Genomic DNA, 22,100 nt, shown 5'->3' with positions numbered 1-22,100 from the left:
TTCCGGGGAAGCACCGGGCCGGTCGGGCGCGCCCGCCGTCCCGGGCCTGCGACCCTTCCCGCATGCCGCAGTTGGAACATCTCACCACTCCCCTCGACGCGGTCGTCTCCCGGATGCGCGCCCTCGGCGCGACGCTGCCCGAGCGGGACGGCGTCGCCGTGTTCAACCGCGTCTACCTCACCGTCACCGAGGAGATCGACCGGCGCGTGGACAGCGGGGCGTTCCCGGACCCACGCGCCGCGATCGCGCTGGACGTGCGGTTCGCCGAGCGCTATCTGGCGGCGGTCGGCGCGGCCGCCGCCGACCTCCGTACACCCGCCTGCTGGCGCCCGCTGTTCCAGCTCCGCCGCCACCCGGGGGTAAGACCACTGCAGTTCGCGCTCGCGGGCATCAACGCGCACGTCGGGCACGACCTGGCGCTCGCCGTGGTGGACGCCTGCCGCACCCTCGGCTGCGAACCGCCCGATCTGGAGGACGAGTTCGACCGCGTCGGCGATCTCCTCGTCGCGCTGGAGGAGCGCGTCCGCGAGGACCTGATGCCGGGCCCCGACCTGCTCCAGCTCGCCGATCCGCTCACCCACCTGCTGGGCTGCTGGAGCCTGGAGCGGGCCCGGGACGCCGCCTGGGTCGCCGCCCGGACCCTGTGGACGCTGCGCCACTGCGGCGGCATCGCCGAGGAGTTCACCGAACGGCTGGACGCCGCCGTGGGACTCGCCGGGCGGATGCTGCTGACACCGCTCACCGGCTGACCCGGCCGCGTGCCGTCTTCCGTCTCCGGCGGCTCACCGGACCGGGCTGTGCGAAAAGGCGCGGGCGGCCGGAGTCCGACTCCGGCCGCCCGCGCCTGGTCCTTGCTCGTTGTTGCGTTCAGTCCTCGGGCAGCTCCACAGGGGCGATCTCGTCGTACACGTCACCCGGGCCGGGGTTGGCCGGGTCGGTCTGGCCGCCGAGGTGGTGCATGACGCCCCAGACCGCGTTCAGCGCGGTCTGGACGGCGCCCTCGGCCCAGCCGGCGGTCCAGGAGATGTCGTCGCCGGCGAGGAAGATGCCCCGCTTGTCCTCGGGCAGCCGGTCCTGCATGAAGTGCGTGAACAGGCGCCGCTGGTAGCGGTAGTGGCCCGGCAGGTTGGCCTTGAACGCGCCCATGAAGTAGGGCTCGTTCTCCCAGGAGACCGTCACCGGGCTGCCGATGATGTGCTTCCTGATGTCGACCTTCGGGTAGATCTCGCCGAGCGACTTCAGCATGACCTCCATCCGCTCGTTCGCGGACAGCGGCAGCCACTTCAGGCTGTCGTCGCACCAGGTGTAGGACAGGCAGATGACGGCGGGCTTGTCCGGGCCGTTGTCGAGCAGGTAGGTGCCGCGGGTCATGCGGTCGGTGAGCGTCATCGACATGACGTCCCGGCCGGTCTCCTCGTCCTTGTCCAGCCAGAAGGGCCGGTCCACGGGCACGAAGAGCTTGCTGGACTCCATGTAGTGGGTGCGCTCGATCGCGGTCCAGTGGTCGATCGGGAACAGCGAGTCGTCGCACTCGATCTTGGACAGCAGCATCCAGGACTGGGCGGTGAAGATCGCCGCCTTGTAGGTGCGGATGTCGCCGTTCGCGTCCGTCACCGTGATCCGGTTGCCGGCGGTGCGGTGCAGCCGGGTCACGGCCGGGCGCGGCTCGCCGTCCACGTGCAGGGACTTCAGCGAGGTGCCGTACGGCCAGTGGACGATCTTCTCCGGCTCGCGCTCCCACAGGCGCAGCGGCAGCTGCTGGGAGCCGCCGACGATGCCGCGGTGGTGGTCGTCGGCCTCGGTGTAGACGACGCGCAGGATCTCCAGGATGGAGTTCGGGAAGTCGGTGTCCCAGCCGCCCGTGCCGAAGCCGACCTGGCCGAAGATCTCGCGGTGCCGGAAGGACTTGAACGCCTCGGAGTCGCAGAGGAAGCCGTAGAAGGTCTGGTTGTCGAGCTTCTCGACCAGCTTCGACCAGATCTCGCGGATGCGCTTGACGTCCCGCTCGCGCATGGCGCGGTTCATGTCGGAGAAGTCGGCGCCCTCCTCCAGGCACTTGCTCCAGGCCTCGGCGACGTCCCGGTACACCTGGGGCAGGTCGTCGATGGTCTCGGCGTAGTGCGACTCGCCCTTGAGGTCCACGACGGTCGAGGGGGTGGCCTCGGCCAGCGGGTTCGGGAAGGGCCTGGTCTCCAGGCCGACCATGTCGATGTAGTGCTGGAGGGCGGTGGAGGACGGCGGGAAGCGCATCGCGCCCATCTCGGCGGTCAGCGACTCGTCGCAGCCCTCGAAGCCGACGGTGCGCAGCCGGCCGCCGATCTGGTCGGCCTCGTAGACGACGGGCTTGAGGCCCATCTTCATCAGCTCGTACGCGGCCACGATGCCGGACAGGCCGCCGCCGATGATCGCGACCTCGGTGCCGTGCTCGGTCGCGGGTATCTGGCCGAGGCCCGCCGGGTGGGCGAGGAAGTCGTCGTAGGCGTACGGGAAGTCCGGGCCGAACATGGTGATCGGCGGCTGCTGCTCGTCGGTGTGCTCGACGGCGTTGGGCACCGTGGACGTCATGGGGGTGCGGACTCCTTGCGCGGGGTGGTTCGGGGAAGGGCTCGGGGAGGTCAGACGAGGGACCCGTACAGACCGGGGCGGCGGTCCTTCAGGTACGGGTTCGCCTCGCGGGAGGCGGCCAGGAAGGCGGTGTCGACGTCGGCGACCACCAGTTCCTCGCCGCGGCCGGCGCGGGCGCGGGCGATGCCGTCGGGGCCGGCGAGGGCGGAGAGGCCGAAGAACTCGAACTCGCCCTCGTGCCCGAGCCGGTTGACGTACGCGACGTACATCTGGTTCTCCCAGGCGCGCACCGGCACCATGGCCTCGGCCACGAACTGGAACGGGTGCATGTTCGCCGTGGGCACCACGAGCAGGTCGGTGCCGGCCAGGGCGTGGGCGCGCGCGTTCTCGGGGAACTCGACGTCGTAGCAGATCATGAGGCCGACGGTCAGGCCGCCCAGCCGGGCCTGGACGAGGGACTGCTCGCCCGGCGTGAAGTGGTCACGCTCGGCGCAGCCGAAGAGGTGGGTCTTGCGGTAGTTCGCGAGGCGGGTGCCGTCGGCGGCGATCAGCTGGGCGGAGTTGTACACCGTCTCGCCGTCGCGCTCCGGGTAGCCGTAGGCGATCGCGATGCCGTGCCGGGTGGCGGTCTCGGCGATCGCGTCGGCGGAGTCGCCGTCGGCGGGCTCGGCGAGGCGCGCGACGGCGTCACCGATCGCGTACCCGGTCAGGAACATCTCCGGTGCGGCGAGCAGCGCGGCGCCCGCGGCGGCGGCACGGCCCGCGGCATCGTCGAGGACCTTCAGGTTCTCGGCGACGGAGCCGGGGCGGCCGGAGCTCTGGAGCAGGGCGGTGCGCATGCGGATCCTCACCGGAAAGAGGCTTGTCGGGGGCGGCCGCGACGTTTTTCGGGGCCATGAAGAAGGTACGGTCGGCGCGCTCGGCCGGACAAGAAGGAGCCGTTGCGCGCCCGTGCGCGGTTTGTTGCGTACGACAGGCCTGGAACGGCGATTCGTTGCGCACACCGGTGTTCGTGCCCCGGCTCCTGGGCGCCGCTGACCGGGTCCCGGCCGCCTACAGCTCCTTCAGACGCTCCATGATCTCCCGCAAGAGCACGGGATCGGTCGCCGGGTCGCCGTCGGCCGGGTGGCGGCGGGGGGCGTCGATGCGGATCAGGCCCGCCTCGGCCAGGTCGCCGAGCAGGACCCTGAGGACGGTCAGGGGCAGGTCGGCGTCGGCGGCCAGCTCCACGACGGGCCGCGGGCCGCGCCGGACCAGCTCGAGCAGCGCGGCGCCGGCGTGGTCGACGGCCGGTGCGGGCCCGCCGGTGTCGAGCGCGGTGACGCGGGACATCAGGTCGACGGCGAGGGCGGCCGAGGGCCGGGTGCGGCCCCTGGTCACCGTGTAGGGGCGCACCATCGGCCCGGTCTCGTCCTCGTACCAGTGCTCGTCGCTCACCGCGGGATCATCTGGCGGTGCGGGCGGCCGCGTCCAGGTGGCGGCCGAGGCGGCGCACGAGCAGGGCCATCTCGTGGGCGAGCTGGCCGACGTCGGTGCCGGCCTCGGTCAGGACGGCGAGCCGGCTGCCGTGCCCGGCCGGGGTGATGAAGAGGTAGGCGTCGTCGAGCATCACCATGGTCTGCCGCACCTCGCCCGCGGCGAACCGCTCCCCCGCCGAGCGGGCCAGGCCGTGGAAACCGGAGCAGACGGCGGCCAGGTGCTCGATGTCCCGCCGGCGCATCCCCTCCGAGGTGCTGAGCGGCAGGCCGTCGGCGGTCAGCAGCACGACCTGGCGCACATGGTCCGTGCGTGCCACGAGATCGTCCAGCAGCCAGCCGAGATCCGTGCCGGGCGCTTCGCCGGTCTCGACGGGTCGCTCTGGCCTCTGTTCGTCACCGGGCATCGTCGGTGTCCGTCCCTTCGTGGGCGTGGGTGGTCGCGGTGTCGGTGATCGTGTCGTCCCAGGGGGCGGGCGCGGGTACTTCGGGTGCGGATACGTGGGGGCTGGTCGCGCCCCGGCGGCGGAGCGGCGTATCCGGACCCGGCCTCGCGCCCCCGGGGGGTTGCGGTGCCGTCGGTGTGTCGGTACCGGAACTCCGGGCAGCCTCGCCGGCGGCCGGCAGGCCCCTGCGGCCGCGCTCCAGGCCCCGCTGGAAGGCTCCGAAGACCGCCCGCATCTCCTCGGCGTCGAGCCGCGTGCCGGCCCCGCTCTGCCGCGCCGGCGGCTCGTCCCGCAGCTCCCGCGCGAGAGAGGCCTGCCGGACGCGCGTGGGGAGGGCGGGCGGGGGCGCCGGCGACTCGGACACCGCCTCGCGGGCGCGCGCGGTGGAGGACGCCGGCCGCGCTTCCCGCGCGGTCGACGACGCGGGCCGCTCTCGCGGGGGCGGTGCGGAGCCGGCGCCCGGAGCGCCGCCGGCCCCGGCCGTGCCCCCGTCCGACGGCCTCTCCCGCGCGGCTCTCGATTCCGGGACGTCCGGAGCCGACGGACCGTGCCCCGGCGCCGGCCCGGTCACGCCCCCGGCGCCCGGCGCCGGCACGGACGCGAGGCGTTGCCGCGGGGACGGGGCGTCCGCGGGTGCGGCGGGTGGCTCACTCGGCGCGGACAGGACGCTCGCGGGCGTGCCGGACGGCTGACTCGGCGCGGACGCGGACGTCCGCTTCCTCGTGGGCAGCTCCCGTACCGCCGCCCCGGCCGCGCGCGGCTCGACCGGTGCCAGTACCGCGTCCGGCAGCAGCACCACCGCCGTCGTACCGCCGTAGGGGGAATCGCGCAGGCTCACCTCGATGGCGTGGCGGGCGGCGAGGCGGCCGACGACGTACAGGCCGAGGCGGTCGTGGCGGGTGGGGTCGAAGGTGTCGGGGTCGGTGAGGGTGGCCTGGGCCCGGGCACGGGCTTCGGCGTCGAGGCCGAGGCCGCGGTCGTCGATCTCCAGGACGAAGCCTCCCCCGGCCCGCCCGGTGCGCAGGGTGACCTGGGTGTGCGGAGGCGAGAACACCGTGGCGTTCTCCAGGAGTTCGGCGAGGAGGTGGACGACGTCGGCGACCGCGTCCGCCGCCACGCCGGTCTCCGGCATGGGCGGCACCACCACGCGCGCGTAGTCCTCGATCTCGCCGACGGCCGAGGCGACGACGTCCGCGACCGGCACCGGCCGGCGCCAGCGGCGGCCGGGTGCGGCGCCGGAGAGGATGATCAGGCTCTCCGCGTGCCGGCGCATGCGCGTGGTCAGGTGGTCGATGCGGAACAGGTCGCGCAGGACGTCGGGGTCGTCGGTGCGCCGCTCCAGGGTGTCGACGAGCTTCAACTGCCGGTGCACCAGCGCCTGGTTGCGGCGGGCGATGTTGAGCAGCACCGCGAACAGGCCCCGGCGCAGGGTCGCCTGTCTGACGGCGGCCTCGATCGCGGCGAGCCGCGCGGCGTTGAAGGACCGGCCGACCTGTCCGATCTCGTCGTCGCGCACCTCGTCGGCGGCCAGCGGCGGCGCCTCCGCCGCCGCGTCCACCTCCTCGCCGGCGCTCAGTCTGCGCATGACGTCGGGCAGCTGGCGCTGGGCCAGCAGGTCGGCCGCGTCCCGCAGGGTCTCCAGGCGCCGTGAGAAGCGCCGCGCGCCGCGCACGGCGAACCACAGCGAGAGCCCCGCGGCGGCGAGGCCCACCGCTCCGACGACGGCCGCCTTGGTCAGCTCCCGGTAGGCGAAGGCCCGGCCGCGCGCGGCGGAGTTCTCGGCGGAGCGGGTGCACAGCTGCATGTACCGCTTCACGGCCCGGTCGGTGGTGGACCGCCAGGTGTTCGCCGCGACCGCCTTCCCGGCGCCGGCGGCCCCGGCCCGCAGCAGCGCGTCCTCGCCGCGCACGAGCGAGCCGTACAGGTCCCCGCGCTGGAAGTCCTCGAACAGGGCACGCGAGTCGTCGGGCAGGTCCGGCACGTACGTCCGCTGGAACACCCGCCGGTCCTCGATGGTCGCGGTCAGCGTGTCGTACTGCCGGTCGGTCAGCGTGCCGGCCGCCCGTGCCCCGGCGACCAGCGCGTCCTCCCGGGAGACGAACTCCCGTACCCGCACCAGCTCGATGACGACCTGTGCCTCGCGGGCGAGCTGTCCGGCCTGCAGGGCGGTGAGCGTGGACTGCACGTCGAAGCCGGGCTCCACCAGCGCGCTGTACTCGTCCACGGCCCGGTCCCAGGTGATCTGCCGGGACAGCACTCGCGTGCGCAGCCCGTCCAGCTTTCCGGTGGCCGCGTCCATGGCGTCCAGCGCCTGCCGCTGCCGGGCCGTGAGCCGGCCGCGGCCGCCGTCCCGGATCGCCTGCCGCATGGCGTCCACGGCCCGGTCGGTACGGCGCTGCTGTTCCAGCAGCCGGCCGGCCGCCGCCGTGTCGAGGGGGGCGCCGAGGTAGGCGGCGGACATCCGGCGCTCGATCTGGATCTGCCCGACCGCGGTGTCCACGGGGGTGCCGAAGTCCTCGTACACCCCCTGGAGCCGGATCAGCGCGCGGGTCTCACCGGTGACGGACCACATGGCGAAGCTCCACAGCGCCATCAGCGCGACGGCCGGCGCGAGCGCGAGCGCCACGATCCGCGTGCGGACGGTGGTGGGACGGCCGAGGGGCCAGCGCATGGGGCACCTACCGGTGTTACCAGTCAGTAGAAAGTCCGGCACAACCTACGGGACGCCACCGCGTACCGCAATGGTGACCATCGGTAACACCCGGTCAGGCGGGCCTCGGCGGCAGCGTGAAGGTGGTGAGGACCGCCGCGTGGTCGGAGGGCCAGTCGTTGTCCGCGACGTCCGGCCAGGGCCGCGGGCTGCCGGTGACGAGGGTGCGCGCGTCCCGCACGGTCAGGCCCCGGTGCAGCACGTAGTCGATCCGGTCCTGCGGTTCGGGCCGGCCGCTGCCGTCCTCGTGCACCGGGTGGACCGGCGACCAGGTGTGGCCGGGCTCGGCGGCGGGGTCGGGGTGGGCCTCGCGGTAGGAGTCGGCGAAGCCCGCCTCCTCGGCGGCCCTCGTCACGGGCCAGGGCACGTCCGGCCAGTCCAGGTGGGAGGGGCAGTTGAAGTCGCCGACGAGGACGACGGGGACGCCGTCGCGCGAGGTCGCGGCGATGCGGTCCAGCGCCTCCCGCATCTGGCTCAGCCGCAGTTCCTCGTGGGCGATCAGCTCGGCGGCCGGCAGTCCGTCGAAGGCCGCCTCGTAGGGGCCGTAGGGCGTGTAGTGCAGATGGGCGGTCCACACGTCGACCTCGCGGCCGGGCGCCACGGCGATCCGGACGCCCGCTGCGCCGTAGAAGCCGACGTCCGGGTCGCCGAGGCGGGCGGTGACGGGGTGGCGGCTGATGACGCCGAGGTTCTCGCCGGCCCGGTGGTGGTACCAGCCGAGGGCCTCGGCGAGTTCCGGGGCGGCGGTGCCGCCGGTCTCCTGGAGCCCGACGACGTCGGCGCCGCTGTCCAGGATGATCTTGAGCTGCTTGGCGCGGTGGTCGTCGACCTGGCTGCCGCCGAGCCACAGGTTCCAGCTCATCACCCGCAGCTCGGGCTCGACCATGCGCCGCAGTTCCTCGACCGTCACCCCCTCGAGGCTGTCCCGGACGGTACGGCCGGGGGCGGCGCCGATCGGTGCGAGGGACGGCACGGCGAGGACGGCGCAGCCGGCAGCCTCGGCGGAGGTGACGCCGGTCTCGGTGTCCTCGACGGCCACGCAGGCGGCGGGGTCGACGCCGAGGGCGCGGCACGCGGCCCGGTAGGGGTCGGGGGCGGGCTTGGTGCGGGCGGTGTCGTCGGCGGTGACGGAGGCCGCGAAGCGCTCCGCGCCCAGGGCGTCGAGGACGATGCCGGCGACCGCGCGCGGGGACGCGGTGACCAGGGCGACGGGCACGCCGTGGGCGGCCAGCGCGTCCAGCAGGTCCAGGGCGCCGGGCCGGGGCACGGTCCCGGTGCGGACGCGCTCGGCGAACTCCCGGTGCAGGCCGGCCGCGAGGTCGGCGGCCGGCCGGCCGGTGGCCGCCGCGAGCCAGGCGGCGGTGTGTTCCACCGGGCGGCCGAGCACGTCCGGCTGGTCGGCCTCGGTCAGCGGGCGTCCGGCGACCTGCTGGACCGCCTCCCACCACAGCCGCTCGGTGTCGACGAGCGTGCCGTCCATGTCGAACAGAACCGCCTGGAGGGCGGTGTGGGGGGTCATGTTCGGGTTGTTCCTCACTTCTGGGCGCAGTTCACTTCTGGGCGCGTTCGGCCACGAGCACCGGCCGCTCCGGCAGGGACAGGGCGGCCGGGGTTCCGGCGCCGAGCGCCGCGGCCTCGTGGGCGGGCAGGTCGGCCTTGGCCTCGGTGCCGTCGGCGAGCCGTACGGTGACGCGGACGACCGCGCCGAGGAAGGCCGTCGCGACGACCCGGGCGGCGCCCTGCTCGTCCGGGCGCACGTGGACGGCCTCCGGCCGCACCAGCACGTCCACCGGGCCGTCGGGCGCCTCGCCGTCGGCGGGCAGCCGCTGCCCGAGCACCTCGACCGTGCCGTCCTTCAGCTCGCCCGGGATCCGGCTCATGGTGCCGACGAACTCGGCGACGAAGGCGGTGGCGGGACGGCCGTACAACTCGGCCGGTTCGGCGCACTGTTCGAGGCGTCCGGCGCGCATGACCGCGACCCGGTCGGCGACGGACAGCGCCTCTTCCTGGTCGTGCGTCACGAACAGCGTCGTGATGCCCAGCTCCTGCTGGAGCCGGCGGATCTCCTCGCGCAGGGTGAGCCGCACCTTGGCGTCCAGCGCGGACAGCGGCTCGTCGAGCAGGAGCACGCGCGGGCGCAGGGCCAGGGCGCGGGCGAGCGCGATGCGCTGCTGCTGGCCGCCGGAGAGCTGGTGCGGATAGCGCTCGCCCTTGTCGGCGAGGCCGACCAGGTCCAGCAACTCGGCGGCGCGGGCGCGCCGTTCGGCCGTACGGACGCCCCGCATGCGCAGCCCGAAGGCGACGTTGTCGACGGCGTTCAGATGCGGGAAGAGGCTGTACGACTGGAAGACCATGCCGGCGTCGCGGCGGTGGGCCGGGACGTGCGTGACGTCCTCGCCGTCCACGAGGACGGCGCCGGAGTCGGGGTGTTCGAACCCGGCGAGCATGCGCAGCGCGGTGGTCTTGCCGCAGCCGGAGGGGCCGAGCAGGGCCAGCAACTCCCCCGGGCGGACGGTCAGGTCGAGCCCGTCGAGGGCGACGGTGGGCCCGAACTCCCGGCGCAGCGCCCGGAATTCGACGGTGGCGGCCTGTTCGGTGACGGCCTTCTCGAGCGTGGTGGCGGTCATGGTGGTCATCCCCGGGAAGAAGCGGTTCGGTTGCGGCCGCCGCCGGCACCGGCGAGCGCGAGGAGCAGGGCCCAGGTGACGAGCAGGCTGAGCACGGACACGGCGACGGACATCTGGGCCTGCTCGCCGCCGACGTTGTAGATCCACACGGCGAAGGGCGCGTAGCCCAGCAGGTGGGAGACCGTGAACTCGCCGAGGACCAGGGCCAGGGTGAGGAAGGACGCGTTCAGCAGGGCGCCGCGCAGGTTGGGCAGTACGGCCCGGACGAGGGCCTTGGGCCAGGAGGCGCCGCAGCTGCGGGCCGCCTCGGCCAGGGTCCGTACGTCGATGGCGCGCAGGCCGGCGTCCAGGGCCCGGTAGACGAACGGCAGGGCCATCACGACGTAGGCGAGCACGAGCACGAGGGGGAAGCGGTCGTTCTGGACCACCACGAACGTCTCGAACAGCGGCGTCCGGGAGAGATGCTCCGGGCCCCACTTCAGGACGGTGGCGATCCCGGCGACGAACGCGATGGGCGGCACCACCAGCGGCAGCGAGCACACCACCTCCACCACGGGACGCAGCCGGGGCGCGCCGAGCCGGAGCGCGACCACGGCGGGCGCCGTCAGCAGCAGCACGACCGCGACGGTGGCGACGGCGAGTTCCAGCGAGAGCAGCAGGCTGGAGACGAAGCCGTCGGCGGAGAGGATCTTCGTGTAGGCGTCGAAGGTGAGGCCCTGGCCGGGCACGTCCACCGTGAAGACCACGGAGGCGGCGAGCGGCACCAGGAAGTACAGGGCGGCGAGGCCGAGGACGGCCCAGCGCCACGGGGTCAGGCGTCGAGCCATCGGGCGCTCCTTCGCTGAAGGGGCAGGTACACGGCCATCACCAGGCCCGCCACCAGCACCATGTCGAGGCTGAGGGCGAGGGCGACGTTCTCCTGGCCGACCAGCACGTTGCCGGACAGGGCGTCGGCGATCTGCAGGGTGACCAGCGGGACCGCGCTGCCGACCATGGCGGCGGCGGTGGCGTAGGCGGAGAAGGCGCTGCCGAACAGCAGCACCAGGCCGCCGAGCAGCGAGGGCGCGAGCACGGGCAGCGCCACGTGCCGCCAGTACTGCGCGCCGGTGGCGCCGTTGTTCAGCGCGGCCTCGCGCCACTGCGCGCGCAGGCCGTCCAGCGCGGGGGTGATGGTGAGGACCATGAGCGGGACGAGGAAGTACAGGTAGACGAGGACCAGGCCCCAGAAGCTGTAGAGATCCCAGCCGCTGTCCTTCAGGCCGAGGTGCACGGTCAGGACGCCCGCGTTGCCGAGGGTGGCGACGAAGGCGAAGGCGAGGGGGACCCCGCCGAAGTTGGCGAGCACGCCGGAGGCGGTCAGCACGGCCTCGCGCAGCCGCCGGGAGCGGGAGGAGACCACGGCCTGGGCGAGCGGCAGCCCGAGCAGGGCGCCGAGCACGGCGGAGATCGCGGACAGCTTGACGCTGCCGAGCAGGGCGGTCAGGTACGGGCCCTGCAGCGAGGCCGTCATGTTGGCGCCGGTGTAGCGGGTGGCGCCCGTGGTGGCGTCGTCGACGGAGAAGGCGCCGTTCACGATGGCGAGGGCGGGCAGGCCGAAGGCGACGGCCGTGAACGCCAGCAGCGGCACGACGGCGAGCCAGCCGGGGGCGCGGCGCCGCCGCTTCGCCGAAGCGACGGGCGCCACGTCCGCGCGCGGGAGAGCGGCGGTCATCCGGAGACGGCCTTCCCCCAGCCCTGCGCGATGACCGTCTTGGCCTTGCTCTGCTGGGTCTCGGTCGGGAAGGACGGCGTGCCGGTCACCTTCGGGAGCTTCGCGGCGGCGGTCTTGTCCAGCGTCCCGGCCTTCTCCATGGCGGTCATCAGGGCCGGGCGGGCGTAGCCCTTGAGCCACAGGTTCTGGCCCTCGGTGCTGTACAGGTACTCCTGCCACAGGCGGGCGGCCGCCGGGTGCGGGGCGTCCTTGGTGATGGCCTGGGAGTAGTACTGGGCGTACTGGCCGTCGCTCGGGATGGTGACCTTCCAGTCGAGGCCCTTGGACCTGAACTCGTCGGCGTAGCCGGCGTTCAGGTAGTCCCAGTCGATGGAGATCGGCGTCTCGCCCTTCTCGACGGTGGCCGGGGTGGACTCGACGGGCGTGTAGTTGCCGTTCTTCTTCAGCTTGGCGAAGAAGTCGAGGCCGGGCTGGATGTCGTCGAAGGAGCCGCCGTTCGCCAGGGCCGCCGCGTAGACGCCGCCGAAGGCCGAGCCGGACTTGGTGGGGTTGCCGTTGAGGGCGACCTGTCCCTTGTACTCGGGCTTGAGCAGGTCCTTGAAGCTGGTCGGGCAGCTCTTCACGCGCTTGGCGTCGCAGCCGATGGAGATGTAGCCGCCGTAGTCGTTGTACCAGCGGGCCTGCGGGTCCTTCTGGGCCTCGGGGATGTCGGCGTAGGAGGCGACCTTGTAGGGCGCGAGAAGGCCCTGCTGGGCGGCGCTGAGCGCGAAGGAGGAGCCCAGGTCGAGGACGTCGGGGGCGCGGTCCTGCCCCTTGCGGGTGGTGACGGCGTTGATCTCGTCCTGGCTGGAGCCGTCGGGGCTCTCGTCCTGGATCTTGATGCCGTACTTCTTCTGGAAGCCGTCGATGATCGCGCCGTAGTTCGCCCAGTCGCGGGGCACCGCGATGATGTGCAGCGCGCCCTCCTTCTTGGCGGCCTTGACCAGGGCGTCCATGCCGCCGAAGTCGGCGGCGGAGGTGGCGGTGGCGGCGCTCTTGCCGTCCTTGGTGGTGGTCGACGCGTTGTCGGGGGCGGCGCCGCAGGCGCTGAGCGCGAGCGCGGCGACGACGGCGATGCAGCCGCCGAGTGCGGCGTTTCTCGGCAGGGACACGGTCACGGTCTCTCCAGGGGCGCACGAGGGTTGCGGAGAACTTGTCTGAACAAGTTGCGTCACAGTACGCCCGCTCGCGGTGTCCTGTCTGTAAACGGGAGCGAAACTCTGAACCTTGGTTGGCTGCACAATCCAGACCCGGGCAGATCACGCTCAGGTCTCGATTAGGCTGGTCACGCTGTGCACAGCGACCTGAGCAGAGGGGAAGCATGACGGCGCGACACGAGGAGATCGCCGACGAGCTGCGGCGGGCGATCGACCGCGAGGAGTACACGGTCGGCAGCCGGCTGCCCTCGGAGTCGGAGCTGGCCGCGCACTACGGCGTCTCGCGCGGCACGGTCCGCCAGGCCGTCTCGGCCCTGACCGCCGAGGGGCTCATCGGCTCCCGTCAGGGCGCCCGGCGCGTGGTCCTCGCCAGCCGCCGCAGCCAGAGCTTCGAGGAACTGCGCAGCTTCGCCCAGTGGGCCCGCGCGATGGGCCGCGAGGCCACCGGACACGTGGTGGCCCAGGAGTACCGCCCGGCGACCCACGAGGACGCCGTACGACTCCAACTGCCCGTCGGCACCCAGGTGTTGCACGTCCTGCGGGTGCGCGGCCTGGACGGCGAACCGGTGCTGCTGGAACGCACGGTGTACGCCGACTGGATCTCCCCGGCCGTCGAGTCGATCGAGCCGGACTGTCCCTCGGTCACCCAACGCCTCTACGACGACACGGGGTTGGTCTTCGCCTACGGCGAGCACATCATCGACGCGGTCGCGGCCGGCGCCCAGGACGCCGAGCTGCTGGGGGTCCGCCGCACCAGTCCGCTGCTGCGGGTACGGCGGGTGACGACGACGCGTGAAGGGCGCCCGGTGGAGTGGTCGGACGACCGGTACCGGCCGGACGCGGTGAGCTTCAGCGTGCGGAACTCCATCGACAACAACGCGCTGGCGCGCAAGACCGCGGAGTAGAGCCCGGGGCGCCTTCGCCGTCACCGGGTGCGGGTCGTCCGTGGCTGTTCGCGCGGTTCCCCGCGCCCCTGAAGGAGCCGCAGTCCAACCTGCCCGAACGGGCGCGGGGAGTCACCCCGGCGCCCCGGAGGAAAAGCGCCGCAGCAACGGCGACAGCACCAGCACCGACTTGGTCCGCTCCACGAACGGCTCCCCGGCGATCCGCTCCAGCACCCGCTCGAAGTGGCGCATGTCCGAGGCGAAGACCTGGGCGATCGCGTCCGCGTCCCCGGTGACGGTGGACGCGGCCACGACCTCCTGGTAGCGCTCCAGGCCCCGCTGGATGGTGTCCGGCGAGGTGTTGCGCCGGCAGTAGATCTCGATGTACCCCTCGGTCTCCCAGCCGAGCGCCGCCGGGTCCACCCGGACGGTGAACCCGGTGATCGCTCCGGTGGCCCGCAGCCGGTCCACGCGCCGCTTCACCGCGGGCGCGGACAGGCCGACCATCTGCCCGATGTCCGCGTAGGAGCGGCGGGCGTCCTCGGCGAGGGCGTGCACGATGCGTTCGTCGAGATCGTTCAGCACAGGGGGTGTTTCACTTCTTCGGTCAGGTCACTTCGCTGCCGCCACCGCGACGTCCTCACCGGCCGCGAGACGGGAACGGCGATAGCCGTATACGAAGTAGAACACGAGCCCGACGGCCATCCAGACACCGAACACGATCCAGGTGACGGTCGACAGGCTGCCCATCATCCACACGCAGAAGGCGAAGCCCAGCGCGGGCAGCACCGGCGACAGCGGGACGCGGAAGGTGCGGTTCATGTGCGGGCGGGTCCGGCGCAGCACCACGACCGCGATGTTGACCAGCGCGAAGGCGAACAGCGTGCCGATGCTGGTGGCGTCCGCCAGCTGGCCCAGCGGGATCGCGGCGGCGAGCACCCCGCAGAACACCGAGACGATCACGGTGTTGGCGCGCGGCGCGCCGGTCTTCGGGTGGACCTTGGCGAAGATCTTGGGCACCAGTCCGTCGCGGGACATGGCGAAGAGGATGCGGGTCTGGCCGTAGAGCACGGTCAGCACGACGCTCGCGATGGCGATGACGGCGCAGAAGGCCAGCAGGGTGCCCCAGAAGCTCTGCCCGGTGACGTCCTTCATGATCTGGGCGAGCGCGGCCTCGGAGTCGTTGAAGGTCCGCCACGGCTTGGCGCCGACGGCCACGGCGGCGACCAGCACGTACAGCGCGGTCACGATGACCAGCGAGAGCATGATCGCGCGCGGCAGGTCGCGCTGGGCGTCCTTCGCCTCCTCACCGGCGGTGGAGGCGGCGTCGAAGCCGATGTACGAGAAGAACAGCGTGGCGCCGGCCGCGCTGACGCCCGCCATGCCGAGCGGCATGAAGTGAGAGTAGTTCCCGGACTTGAAGCCCATGAAGCCGATGGCGCAGAACATGATGAGCGCGGCGATCTTCACGCACACCATGACGGTGTTGGCCCGCGCGGACTCCTTGGCGCCGCCGAGCAGGAACACCATCGCGAGGAGCACGACGATCAGCGCGGGCAGGTTGAAGACGCCGCCGTCGCCGGGCGGGGCCGACAGGGCCTGCGGGATGGTGACGCCGATGGTGCCGCTGAGCAGTTCGTTGAGGTACTCGCCCCAGCCGACGGCCACGGCGGCGACGGAGACGCCGTACTCCAGCAGCAGGCACCAGCCGCAGACCCAGGCGATCAGTTCGCCCATCGTTGCGTATGCGTACGAGTACGAGGAGCCGGAGACCGGGATGGTGCCCGCCAGCTCGGCGTAGGACAGGGCCGAGAACAGCGCGGTGAGACCCGCGATCACGAACGACAGGGTGACGGCCGGGCCCGCTTTCGGGACGGCCTCGCCGAGGACGACGAAGATGCCGGTGCCGAGCGTGGCACCGATGCTGATCATGGTCAGCTGCCACAGCCCGAGGGAACGCCGCAGCGTTCCTCCCTCGCCGTGGCCGCCCTCCGCGACCAGGCGTTCCACGGGCTTGCGCCGCATGAGGCGCGCGGCGACGCCCGGGGACGCGGGGGCGGTCGCTGTGCGGTCGTGCGGGGGTGCGCCTTGATCGAGCACGCGCTGGCTCCTTCTCGCTGCCGTCGGTCACATGGGGCGGACCGGCGCCTTTGCCGGACCTCGCGGAGGGGACCGAGGGAGCCTGCGGACGGCAGGAACCATCGAGCGGGGTCCCCGCCACGCCACGTACAGCGCAGCACCTTACGGGGGTGGCCTTCACGGGCGTAATGCAGCAACCTTGCGCGTCCCTGCATGATCATTGCGTTCCTCGGCCCGGAATGACAAATCGTTGTGCGCCCGCTGACGACCGTTGCACGGCAACGGCCCCCGCCCTCCCGGCGATCGGGAGGACGGGGGCCGTACGGAGGCGGGTGGGATCAGTTCCAGCTGGCGTGCAGCGGCTTGCCCTCGGCGTAGCCGGCCGCGCTCTGGACGCCGACGATCGCCTTCTCGGCGAACTCCTCCAGGGTGGCGGCGCCGGCGTAGGTGCAGGAGGAGCGGACGCCCGCGATGATCGAGTCGATCAGGTCCTCGACGCCCGGGCGGGCCGGGTCGAGGAACATGCGGGAAGTGGAGATGCCCTCCTCGAACAGCGCCTTGCGGGCACGGTCGTACGCCGACTCCTCCGAGGTGCGGTTGGCCACGGCACGCGCGGAGGCCATGCCGAACGACTCCTTGTACGCACGGCCGTCGGCGTCGTGCTGGAGGTCGCCGGGGGACTCGTAGGTGCCGGCGAACCAGGAGCCGATCATCACGTTGGAGGCGCCGGCCGCGAGGGCCATCGCCACGTCGCGCGGGTGCCGCACGCCGCCGTCGGCCCACACGTGCTTGCCGTACTTCCTCGCCTCGGCGGCGCACTCCAGCACCGCGGAGAACTGCGGCCGGCCCACGCCGGTCATCATGCGGGTGGTGCACATGGCGCCGGGGCCCACACCGACCTTGACGATGTCCGCGCCGGCGTCGATGAGGTCCCTGACGCCCTCGGCGGAGACGATGTTGCCCGCGACGACCGGCACCTGCGGGTCGAGGGCGCGCACCAGCTTGATGGCGCTGATCATCGACTCCTGGTGGCCGTGCGCGGTGTCGATGACGAGCGTGTCCACGCCCGCGTCGAGCAGCTGCTTGGCCTTGCCCGCCACATCGCCGTTGATGCCGACGGCGGCGGCGATCCGCAGCCGGCCGCCGGCGTCGACGGCCGGGGTGTACAGGGTGGCGCGCAGCGCGCCCGTGCGGGTGAGGATGCCCGCCAGCTTGCCGTCCTTGTCGACCGCCGGGGCGTAGCGCCGGTTGTGCTGGTCGAGGGTGTTGAAGGCCTCGCGCGGGTCTATGTCCGCGTCGAGGAGCAGCAGGTCCTTGGACATGACCACTTCGAGCTGGGTGAAGCGGTCGACGCCGGTGAGGTCCGCGTCGGTGACGACGCCGACGGGCCGCTGCTCCTCGTCGACGACCACACCGGCGTTGTGGGCGCGCTTGGGCAGCAGCGCCAGGGCGTCGGCGACGGTCTGGTGCGGGGCCAGCACGATCGGCGTGTCCAGCACGAGGTGGCGGCTCTTCACCCAGGAGATGACGTCGGTGACGACGTCGATCGGGATGTCCTGCGGGATGACCACCAGGCCGCCGCGCCGGGCCACCGTCTCCGCCATGCGGCGGCCGGCGATGGCGGTCATGTTGGCCACGACGAGCGGGATGGTGGTGCCCGTGCCGTCCGGCGAGCTGAGGTCCACGCCCTGACGGGAGCCCACCGCGGAGCGGCTCGGCACCATGAACACGTCGTCGTACGTCAGGTCGTACGCGGGCTGGATGTCATTGAGGAAACGCACGTGCTGCACATCCCAGTCGATCAGAGGTGACCCCCCGACGGGTGCGCCGGGGGGAAAGAGCACGTACTTCATTGTCCCATGTCGGGGTGGCCGGCATGCCCCGACGGAACATCCAGGGTGCGCGCCGATCACCTAGGAGGATCCTCCGAGGGCCAGCACGACGGCGAGGGCGGGCGTCCGGTCCACGGCCTCGGTGAACACCTCCTGGGCGGTCCGCCACTCGCCCGGATTCTCCTCGGCGTACGGCTGCCAGCCGCGGACGACGATCAGCAGTCCCTGCTCGACGGCGCCCTCCGGCCAGACCGTGTGGTCGGCGAGGGAGTCGGCGAGCGCGTCCCAGTTGCGGCCGAACCACTCGGGCAGCGCCAGGGCGCGGGCGGCGCGGTCCATCAGACCGGCCTTGCCGGTGACCCCGCCGAGGTCCAGGTCGACCACGAGCCGCCCGGTCAGATCCGTCAGGTCCCCGCTCATCTCAGCACCGCCCGGAAGGAGTTGTAGTGATTGCCGGTGTAGTAGATCTCGCCGCCCCGACCGGTGACGATGCGCCGGGCGCCGCGGTCGCGGGAGCCGGGCGTCGGGACGGTGTACTCGTGGTAATAGCCGCGCGGGTGCTTCGGCAGGCGCCCCTCGAAGTTCCCGAAGACGACCCCGTCCCTGGCGTACGGGAAGGGTCCGCCCCTGTCGATGAGCGCGAGCGTCCTGCGGGCCTCGGCCGGCAGCCGGGACGCGTTGACGGTCCCCATCCCCCGCGCCCACGCCGGCGCGGACGCGCTCGTCCCGGGCGCGTGCGTGCCCGCGCTCGTCCCCGCCCCGGCACCGGACGAGCACCCGGCGAGCACCAGCAGGAACAGGCCGGCCAGCAGCCCCACGAGCAGGCGCGGCAGAGCCGACGACGGTCCGGGGGCGGCGGGCGAGGCCGGGGGCGGTACGGGGGCCTGAGAGGGGGCAGGGAGCGGTCCCGGCGCCAGCGGTGAGGCCGGGGACCGTTCGGCCGTGGGATGCGCTACGAGGGGCCGTCTGGGCGTGTGGGGGACGAACCGCGGCAACATGCCGACGATGCTGCCACGGCCGTCCCGCGCATACCGCGCCACGACCCGCCGGGGCCCGCCGTGACGCGCTCGCCGTCCCCGGCCGCGCCCTCCTGCGGACGCTGACCCCGCGGCGTACGGGCGCCGCCGCGCCCACAACCCCCGTGCTCCCCCGCCGGTCGCCGTGGTCCCCGTCAGTGGCCGTCGGGGTCCGACCGGCTGAGGGCCGGCTTGGGGGTGGGGCCCGCCGTCATCAGGTAGTCGGCCGCCGACGTGTCCGTGACCAGGCTGGTGACGAGCCCGGAGCGCAGGACCGCGTCGATCGCGGCGGCCTTGCGCTGCCCGCCGGCGATCGCCACGACCTCCGGGATACGGCGCAGCTGGTCGGCCTTGACCGTGATGCACCGCTCCCCCAGGTCCCGCCCGATCCGGCGCCCCTCGGCGTCGAAGAGGTGCGCGGCCATCTCGGCGGCGACGCCGAGCGAGGCGTAGTGCGCCCGCTCCTCGTCGCTGAGCATGTCGTGCACGGTCGAGATGCCCGGCTCCCAGGAGCCGATGGAGACGCAGGCGACGGTGACCTTGTCGAAGTACTCGAAGGCCCGCGCGATCCCCGTCTGGTTGCGCAGCGCCGCGGCGGTGGCGGCGTCCGGCAGCAGCATCGGCGCGTAGATGGGGTGGGCGTCGCCGCCCGACACCTGCGCCGCACGCCGTACGGCCTCGACCGAGCCGCGCTCCGAGGTCCCGGCGTCGTACACCCCCGTCAGCTGGACCACCGTGCACGGCGGCAGCCGGTCCAGCGCCGCCGCCATGTGGATCGTGGACCGGCCCCAGGCCAGCCCGAGCACGTCCCCCTCGTTGACGAGCTCGCCGAGCAGGTCGGCGGCGACCTCGCCGAGGTTCTCGGGGTCGGGGGTCTCCTCGGCGTCGGCCGGGGACTCGACCACGACGGCGTGCCGCAGGCCGTAGCGGGCGCGCAGCGCGTCGGAGCGCTCGGCGTCCAGCTCGGCGGGGACACGGATCTCGATACGCACGAGATCCCGTTCGAGGGCCGTCTCCAGGACCCTGGCCACCTTGAAGCGGCTGACGCCGAACTCCTCCGCGATCTGGATCTTGGACTTGCCCTCGAGGTAGAAGCGGCGGGCCATGGCCGCCGCCTGCACCAGCTCAGCGGGTCCCATCCGCATGGCTGACCGGCCCGCCGACATACCCGACACGGCGATCTCCTCACTGCTGTTCACACTCTGGATTCGCCGTTCATCCTTGCAGATTCGGCGCTGCTGATCCGCCCCGTAGGGCGGCCTTCACTTAACCGTTCACGTAGCTGTGGCTCAGTGGTCGCATGCCCAGGACGCCTGGCTGGTGGCCGCCTCCGCCTGCGCGCGCAGTGCCCGGACCGCCTCCGCCGGGTCCTCGGCGCCGTAGACGGCCGAGCCGGCCACGAAGACGTCCGCTCCCGCGTCCGCGCACCGCTCGATCGTCGAGGCCGAGACGCCGCCGTCGACCTGGAGCCACAACTGCAGGCCGTGCTTGGCGATCAGCTCCCTGGTCCGGCGGATCTTGGGCAGCATGATGTCGAGGAACGCCTGACCGCCGAAGCCGGGCTCGACCGTCATGATCAGCACCATGTCGAGTTCCGGCAGCAGGTCCTCGAACGGCTCGATCGGCGTCGCCGGCTTGAGCGCCATGGAGGCGCGGGCGCCCTTGGCGCGGATCTCCCGGGCCAGCCGCACGGGAGCGGCGGCCGCCTCCACGTGGAAGGTGACGGAGGAGGCGCCCGCCTCGACGTACTGGGGCGCCCAGCGGTCGGGGTCCTCGATCATCAGATGGCAGTCCAGCGGGGTGTCCGTCGCTCGCGCCAGGGACTCCACGACCGGCACGCCGAGCGTGAGGTTCGGGACGAAGTGGTTGTCCATGACATCGACATGCAGCCAGTCGGCGCCTTGGACCGCCTTGGCCTCGTCCGCGAGGCGGGCGAAGTCGGCGGACAGGATGCTGGGGTTGATCTGGGCCATGCCCCAAGCCTGCCATGCCGCAGCGCCGGGCTGTAACGGCGGTCCGTTGCGGTGGTCATTCGTCCGCGGGCCGGTGGGAGTTGATCGCGCCCCGTGGCGGAGCCGCATATCGATACAGCCCCGCGCCCCTTACGGGGCGCCGGCCCCTGCGGCGTTCAGGCCGTTCTGCGGATCAGGGCCAGGTACATCGCGTCCGTGCCGTGCAGGTGGGGCCAGAGTTGTACGTCCGGGCCCTCGCCCAGCGCCGGCATGTCCGGGAGCAGGGGGCGGGCGTCGATCAGCTCCGTTTCCGGGCGCTGCTTGAGCACGTCGGCCACGACGGCGCGGGTCTCCGCCAGGTGCGGGGAGCAGGTGGCGTAGCCGACGACGCCGCCGACACGCACCGACTCGAGGGCGGTGCGCAGGAGGGCGCGCTGGAGGGGGGCGAAGCTGTCCAGGTCCTCGGGGCGGCGGCGCCAGCGGGCCTCGGGACGCCGGCGCAGGGCGCCGAGTCCGGTGCAGGGCACGTCCATGAGCACCCGGTCGAAGGTGCCGGGCCGCCACGGCGGCCTGGTCCCGTCGGCGGCGACGACCTGGTACGGCCCCGGGTTTCCGGCCAGCGCCCTGGCGACCAGGCCCGCCCGGTGCGGCTGCTTCTCGGAGGCGAGCAGGGTGGCGCCGCGTTCGGCGGCGAGGGCGGCCAGCAGCGCGGCCTTGCCGCCGGGCCCCGCGCACCCGTCGAGCCACCTGCTGTCGGATCCTTCGAGGGGCGCGCCCGCGAGTGCGAGGGCGACCAGCTGGCTGCCCTCGTCCTGCACTCCGGCCCGCCCCTCGCGCACGGCCTCGACCGCGCCCGGCTCGCCGCCCTCGGCGAGCCGCACCGCGTACGGCGACCAGCGCCCCGGTACGGCGGCGTCCTCGCGCAGCAGTTCCTCGGCGGTGGCCCGCCCCGGCCGCGCCACCAGGGTCACCTCGGGCCGTTCGTTGTCGGCCTCCAGCAGGTCCTCGATGCCGGCGCGCCCGCCGCCGAGCGAGTCCCAGAGCGCGGAGACGATCCAGCGGGGATGCGAGTGCACGACGGCGAGGTGGTCCTCGGGATCCTCGTCGTAGGGCGGCGCGACCTTCTCCAGCCATCCGTCCAGGTCGTCCTGGGCCACTTTCCGCAGGACGGCGTTGACGAACCTGGCGCGCCCGTCGCCGAGCACCACCCGCGCCAGCTCCACGGTGGCGGACACGGCGGCGTGGCTCGGGATCCGCGTGCCGAGCAGCTGGTGCACGCCGAGGCTGAGCACGTCGAGGACCGGCGGGTCGACCTCGCCGAGCGGCCGGTCGACGCAGGCGGCGATCACCGCGTCGTACGTCCCCTGCCGCCGCAGCGTGCCGTACACCAGCTCGGTGGCGAGGGCGGCGTCCCGCGCGTCGAAGTCGCCCTTCTCGCGGGCCTTGCGCAGCAGCGGAGGCAGCACCAGGTTGGCGTAGGCGTCCCGCTCGTCGACCGCGCGCAGCGCCTCGAAGGCCAGGATGCGCACGGGGTCCTTCTGCGGACGGCGGTAGGGCTTGGCGGGCCTGCGGGGGCGCCGGGACTGCTCGCTCACGAAAAAGGTGCT

At 73.0% G+C, this 22,100-nt stretch carries 20 protein-coding genes; 2 read left to right on the top strand and 18 right to left on the bottom strand.

Annotated elements, in window-relative coordinates; translation table 11 throughout:
* Positions 1-62: 62 nt before the first annotated feature.
* Complete coding sequence (locus OG956_RS30460) at positions 63-749, top strand: DUF5995 family protein (RefSeq protein WP_330341207.1); 687 nt, start codon at positions 63-65, stop codon at positions 747-749.
* Positions 750-867: 118 nt separating this feature from the next.
* Here the strand turns inward: OG956_RS30460 and OG956_RS30455 are convergent, their stop codons facing one another.
* The 10 genes from OG956_RS30455 to OG956_RS30410 all read right to left on the bottom strand — a co-directional run bounded on the left by OG956_RS30455 (position 868) and on the right by OG956_RS30410 (position 12,691).
* Complete coding sequence (locus OG956_RS30455) at positions 868-2,565, bottom strand: flavin monoamine oxidase family protein (protein WP_330341206.1); 1,698 nt, start codon at positions 2,563-2,565, stop codon at positions 868-870.
* Positions 2,566-2,615: 50 nt separating this feature from the next.
* The gene (locus OG956_RS30450; RefSeq protein ID WP_330341205.1) at positions 2,616-3,404 is read right to left on the bottom strand and encodes a carbon-nitrogen hydrolase family protein; all 789 of its coding nucleotides are present in this window, start codon (positions 3,402-3,404) and stop codon (positions 2,616-2,618) included.
* Positions 3,405-3,618: 214 nt separating this feature from the next.
* Positions 3,619-4,002 (bottom strand): DUF742 domain-containing protein, encoded by a 384-nt coding sequence (locus tag OG956_RS30445; RefSeq protein WP_330341204.1) that lies wholly within the window; start codon positions 4,000-4,002, stop codon positions 3,619-3,621.
* A 7-nt stretch (positions 4,003-4,009) separates the two neighbouring features.
* Complete coding sequence (locus OG956_RS30440; protein WP_330341203.1) at positions 4,010-4,447, bottom strand: roadblock/LC7 domain-containing protein; 438 nt, start codon at positions 4,445-4,447, stop codon at positions 4,010-4,012.
* The gene (locus tag OG956_RS30435) at positions 4,437-7,157 is read right to left on the bottom strand and encodes a sensor histidine kinase (RefSeq protein ID WP_330341202.1); all 2,721 of its coding nucleotides are present in this window, start codon (positions 7,155-7,157) and stop codon (positions 4,437-4,439) included. The genes OG956_RS30440 and OG956_RS30435 overlap by 11 nt, the downstream gene beginning before the upstream one ends.
* Positions 7,158-7,251: 94 nt before the next feature.
* Positions 7,252-8,715, bottom strand: coding sequence for an HAD-IA family hydrolase (locus OG956_RS30430; RefSeq protein WP_330341201.1), 1,464 nt, complete (start codon positions 8,713-8,715; stop codon positions 7,252-7,254).
* Between the two features lie 31 nt (positions 8,716-8,746).
* Positions 8,747-9,823, bottom strand: a complete 1,077-nt coding sequence (locus tag OG956_RS30425; protein WP_330341200.1) for an ABC transporter ATP-binding protein — start codon at positions 9,821-9,823, stop codon at positions 8,747-8,749.
* Positions 9,824-9,828: 5 nt separating this feature from the next.
* On the bottom strand, positions 9,829-10,650 hold the full coding sequence (locus tag OG956_RS30420) for an ABC transporter permease (RefSeq protein WP_330341199.1): 822 nt from the start codon (positions 10,648-10,650) through the stop codon (positions 9,829-9,831).
* Positions 10,635-11,534, bottom strand: a complete 900-nt coding sequence (locus OG956_RS30415; protein WP_330341198.1) for an ABC transporter permease — start codon at positions 11,532-11,534, stop codon at positions 10,635-10,637. The genes OG956_RS30420 and OG956_RS30415 overlap by 16 nt, the downstream gene beginning before the upstream one ends.
* Positions 11,531-12,691 (bottom strand): ABC transporter substrate-binding protein, encoded by a 1,161-nt coding sequence (locus OG956_RS30410; RefSeq protein ID WP_330341197.1) that lies wholly within the window; start codon positions 12,689-12,691, stop codon positions 11,531-11,533. The genes OG956_RS30415 and OG956_RS30410 overlap by 4 nt, the downstream gene beginning before the upstream one ends.
* A 203-nt stretch (positions 12,692-12,894) precedes the next feature.
* On the opposite strand from OG956_RS30410, the gene OG956_RS30405 reads away from it, so the two are divergent.
* On the top strand, positions 12,895-13,635 hold the full coding sequence (locus OG956_RS30405; RefSeq protein WP_330341196.1) for a GntR family transcriptional regulator: 741 nt from the start codon (positions 12,895-12,897) through the stop codon (positions 13,633-13,635).
* Between the two features lie 111 nt (positions 13,636-13,746).
* Here OG956_RS30405 and OG956_RS30400 read toward each other — a convergent pair whose 3' ends face one another.
* From OG956_RS30400 to OG956_RS30365, 8 genes are all read right to left on the bottom strand, one after another.
* The gene (locus OG956_RS30400; protein WP_031174468.1) at positions 13,747-14,199 is read right to left on the bottom strand and encodes an Lrp/AsnC family transcriptional regulator; all 453 of its coding nucleotides are present in this window, start codon (positions 14,197-14,199) and stop codon (positions 13,747-13,749) included.
* Between the two features lie 27 nt (positions 14,200-14,226).
* Positions 14,227-15,714 carry an amino acid permease gene (locus tag OG956_RS30395; RefSeq protein ID WP_330341195.1) on the bottom strand — a complete coding sequence of 496 codons (1,488 nt, stop codon included), beginning with the start codon at positions 15,712-15,714 and terminating at the stop codon, positions 14,227-14,229.
* A gap of 317 nt (positions 15,715-16,031) precedes the next feature.
* On the bottom strand, positions 16,032-17,474 hold the full coding sequence (locus tag OG956_RS30390) for a GuaB1 family IMP dehydrogenase-related protein (protein ID WP_330341194.1): 1,443 nt from the start codon (positions 17,472-17,474) through the stop codon (positions 16,032-16,034).
* 132 nt (positions 17,475-17,606) lie between these two features.
* Positions 17,607-17,945, bottom strand: coding sequence for a barstar family protein (locus OG956_RS30385; protein ID WP_330341193.1), 339 nt, complete (start codon positions 17,943-17,945; stop codon positions 17,607-17,609).
* Complete coding sequence (locus OG956_RS30380; RefSeq protein WP_330341192.1) at positions 17,942-18,343, bottom strand: ribonuclease domain-containing protein; 402 nt, start codon at positions 18,341-18,343, stop codon at positions 17,942-17,944. Before OG956_RS30380 ends, OG956_RS30385 begins: the two co-directional genes overlap by 4 nt.
* Positions 18,344-18,696: 353 nt before the next feature.
* Positions 18,697-19,740, bottom strand: coding sequence for a sugar-binding transcriptional regulator (locus tag OG956_RS30375; RefSeq protein ID WP_330341191.1), 1,044 nt, complete (start codon positions 19,738-19,740; stop codon positions 18,697-18,699).
* Between the two features lie 90 nt (positions 19,741-19,830).
* Positions 19,831-20,514: a ribulose-phosphate 3-epimerase gene (gene rpe / locus OG956_RS30370; protein WP_330341190.1), complete on the bottom strand. Its 684-nt coding sequence runs from the start codon at positions 20,512-20,514 to the stop codon at positions 19,831-19,833.
* A 155-nt stretch (positions 20,515-20,669) separates the two neighbouring features.
* A complete protein-coding gene (locus OG956_RS30365; RefSeq protein WP_330341189.1) occupies positions 20,670-22,088 on the bottom strand; it encodes an RsmB/NOP family class I SAM-dependent RNA methyltransferase in 1,419 nt (472 codons plus the stop codon).
* Positions 22,089-22,100: the final 12 nt, after the last annotated feature.

This window comes from Streptomyces sp. NBC_00557 (assembly GCF_036345995.1).
Taxonomy (GTDB): domain Bacteria; phylum Actinomycetota; class Actinomycetes; order Streptomycetales; family Streptomycetaceae; genus Streptomyces.
Note: the sequence above shows the minus strand (reverse complement) of the source record. Positions and strands in the feature narration are given on the sequence as shown.

Coding starts and splice junctions, on each gene's coding strand:
- OG956_RS30460 (WP_330341207.1), top strand. CDS start 63: ATGCCGCAGTTGGAACATCTCACCACTCCCCTCGACGCGGTCGTCTCC.
- OG956_RS30455 (WP_330341206.1), bottom strand. CDS start 2,565: ATGACGTCCACGGTGCCCAACGCCGTCGAGCACACCGACGAGCAGCAG.
- OG956_RS30450 (WP_330341205.1), bottom strand. CDS start 3,404: ATGCGCACCGCCCTGCTCCAGAGCTCCGGCCGCCCCGGCTCCGTCGCC.
- OG956_RS30440 (WP_330341203.1), bottom strand. CDS start 4,447: ATGCCCGGTGACGAACAGAGGCCAGAGCGACCCGTCGAGACCGGCGAA.
- OG956_RS30435 (WP_330341202.1), bottom strand. CDS start 7,157: ATGCGCTGGCCCCTCGGCCGTCCCACCACCGTCCGCACGCGGATCGTG.
- OG956_RS30430 (WP_330341201.1), bottom strand. CDS start 8,715: ATGACCCCCCACACCGCCCTCCAGGCGGTTCTGTTCGACATGGACGGC.
- OG956_RS30425 (WP_330341200.1), bottom strand. CDS start 9,823: ATGACCGCCACCACGCTCGAGAAGGCCGTCACCGAACAGGCCGCCACC.
- OG956_RS30420 (WP_330341199.1), bottom strand. CDS start 10,650: ATGGCTCGACGCCTGACCCCGTGGCGCTGGGCCGTCCTCGGCCTCGCC.
- OG956_RS30415 (WP_330341198.1), bottom strand. CDS start 11,534: ATGACCGCCGCTCTCCCGCGCGCGGACGTGGCGCCCGTCGCTTCGGCG.
- OG956_RS30405 (WP_330341196.1), top strand. CDS start 12,895: ATGACGGCGCGACACGAGGAGATCGCCGACGAGCTGCGGCGGGCGATC.
- OG956_RS30385 (WP_330341193.1), bottom strand. CDS start 17,945: ATGAGCGGGGACCTGACGGATCTGACCGGGCGGCTCGTGGTCGACCTG.
- rpe (WP_330341190.1), bottom strand. CDS start 20,514: ATGGCCCAGATCAACCCCAGCATCCTGTCCGCCGACTTCGCCCGCCTC.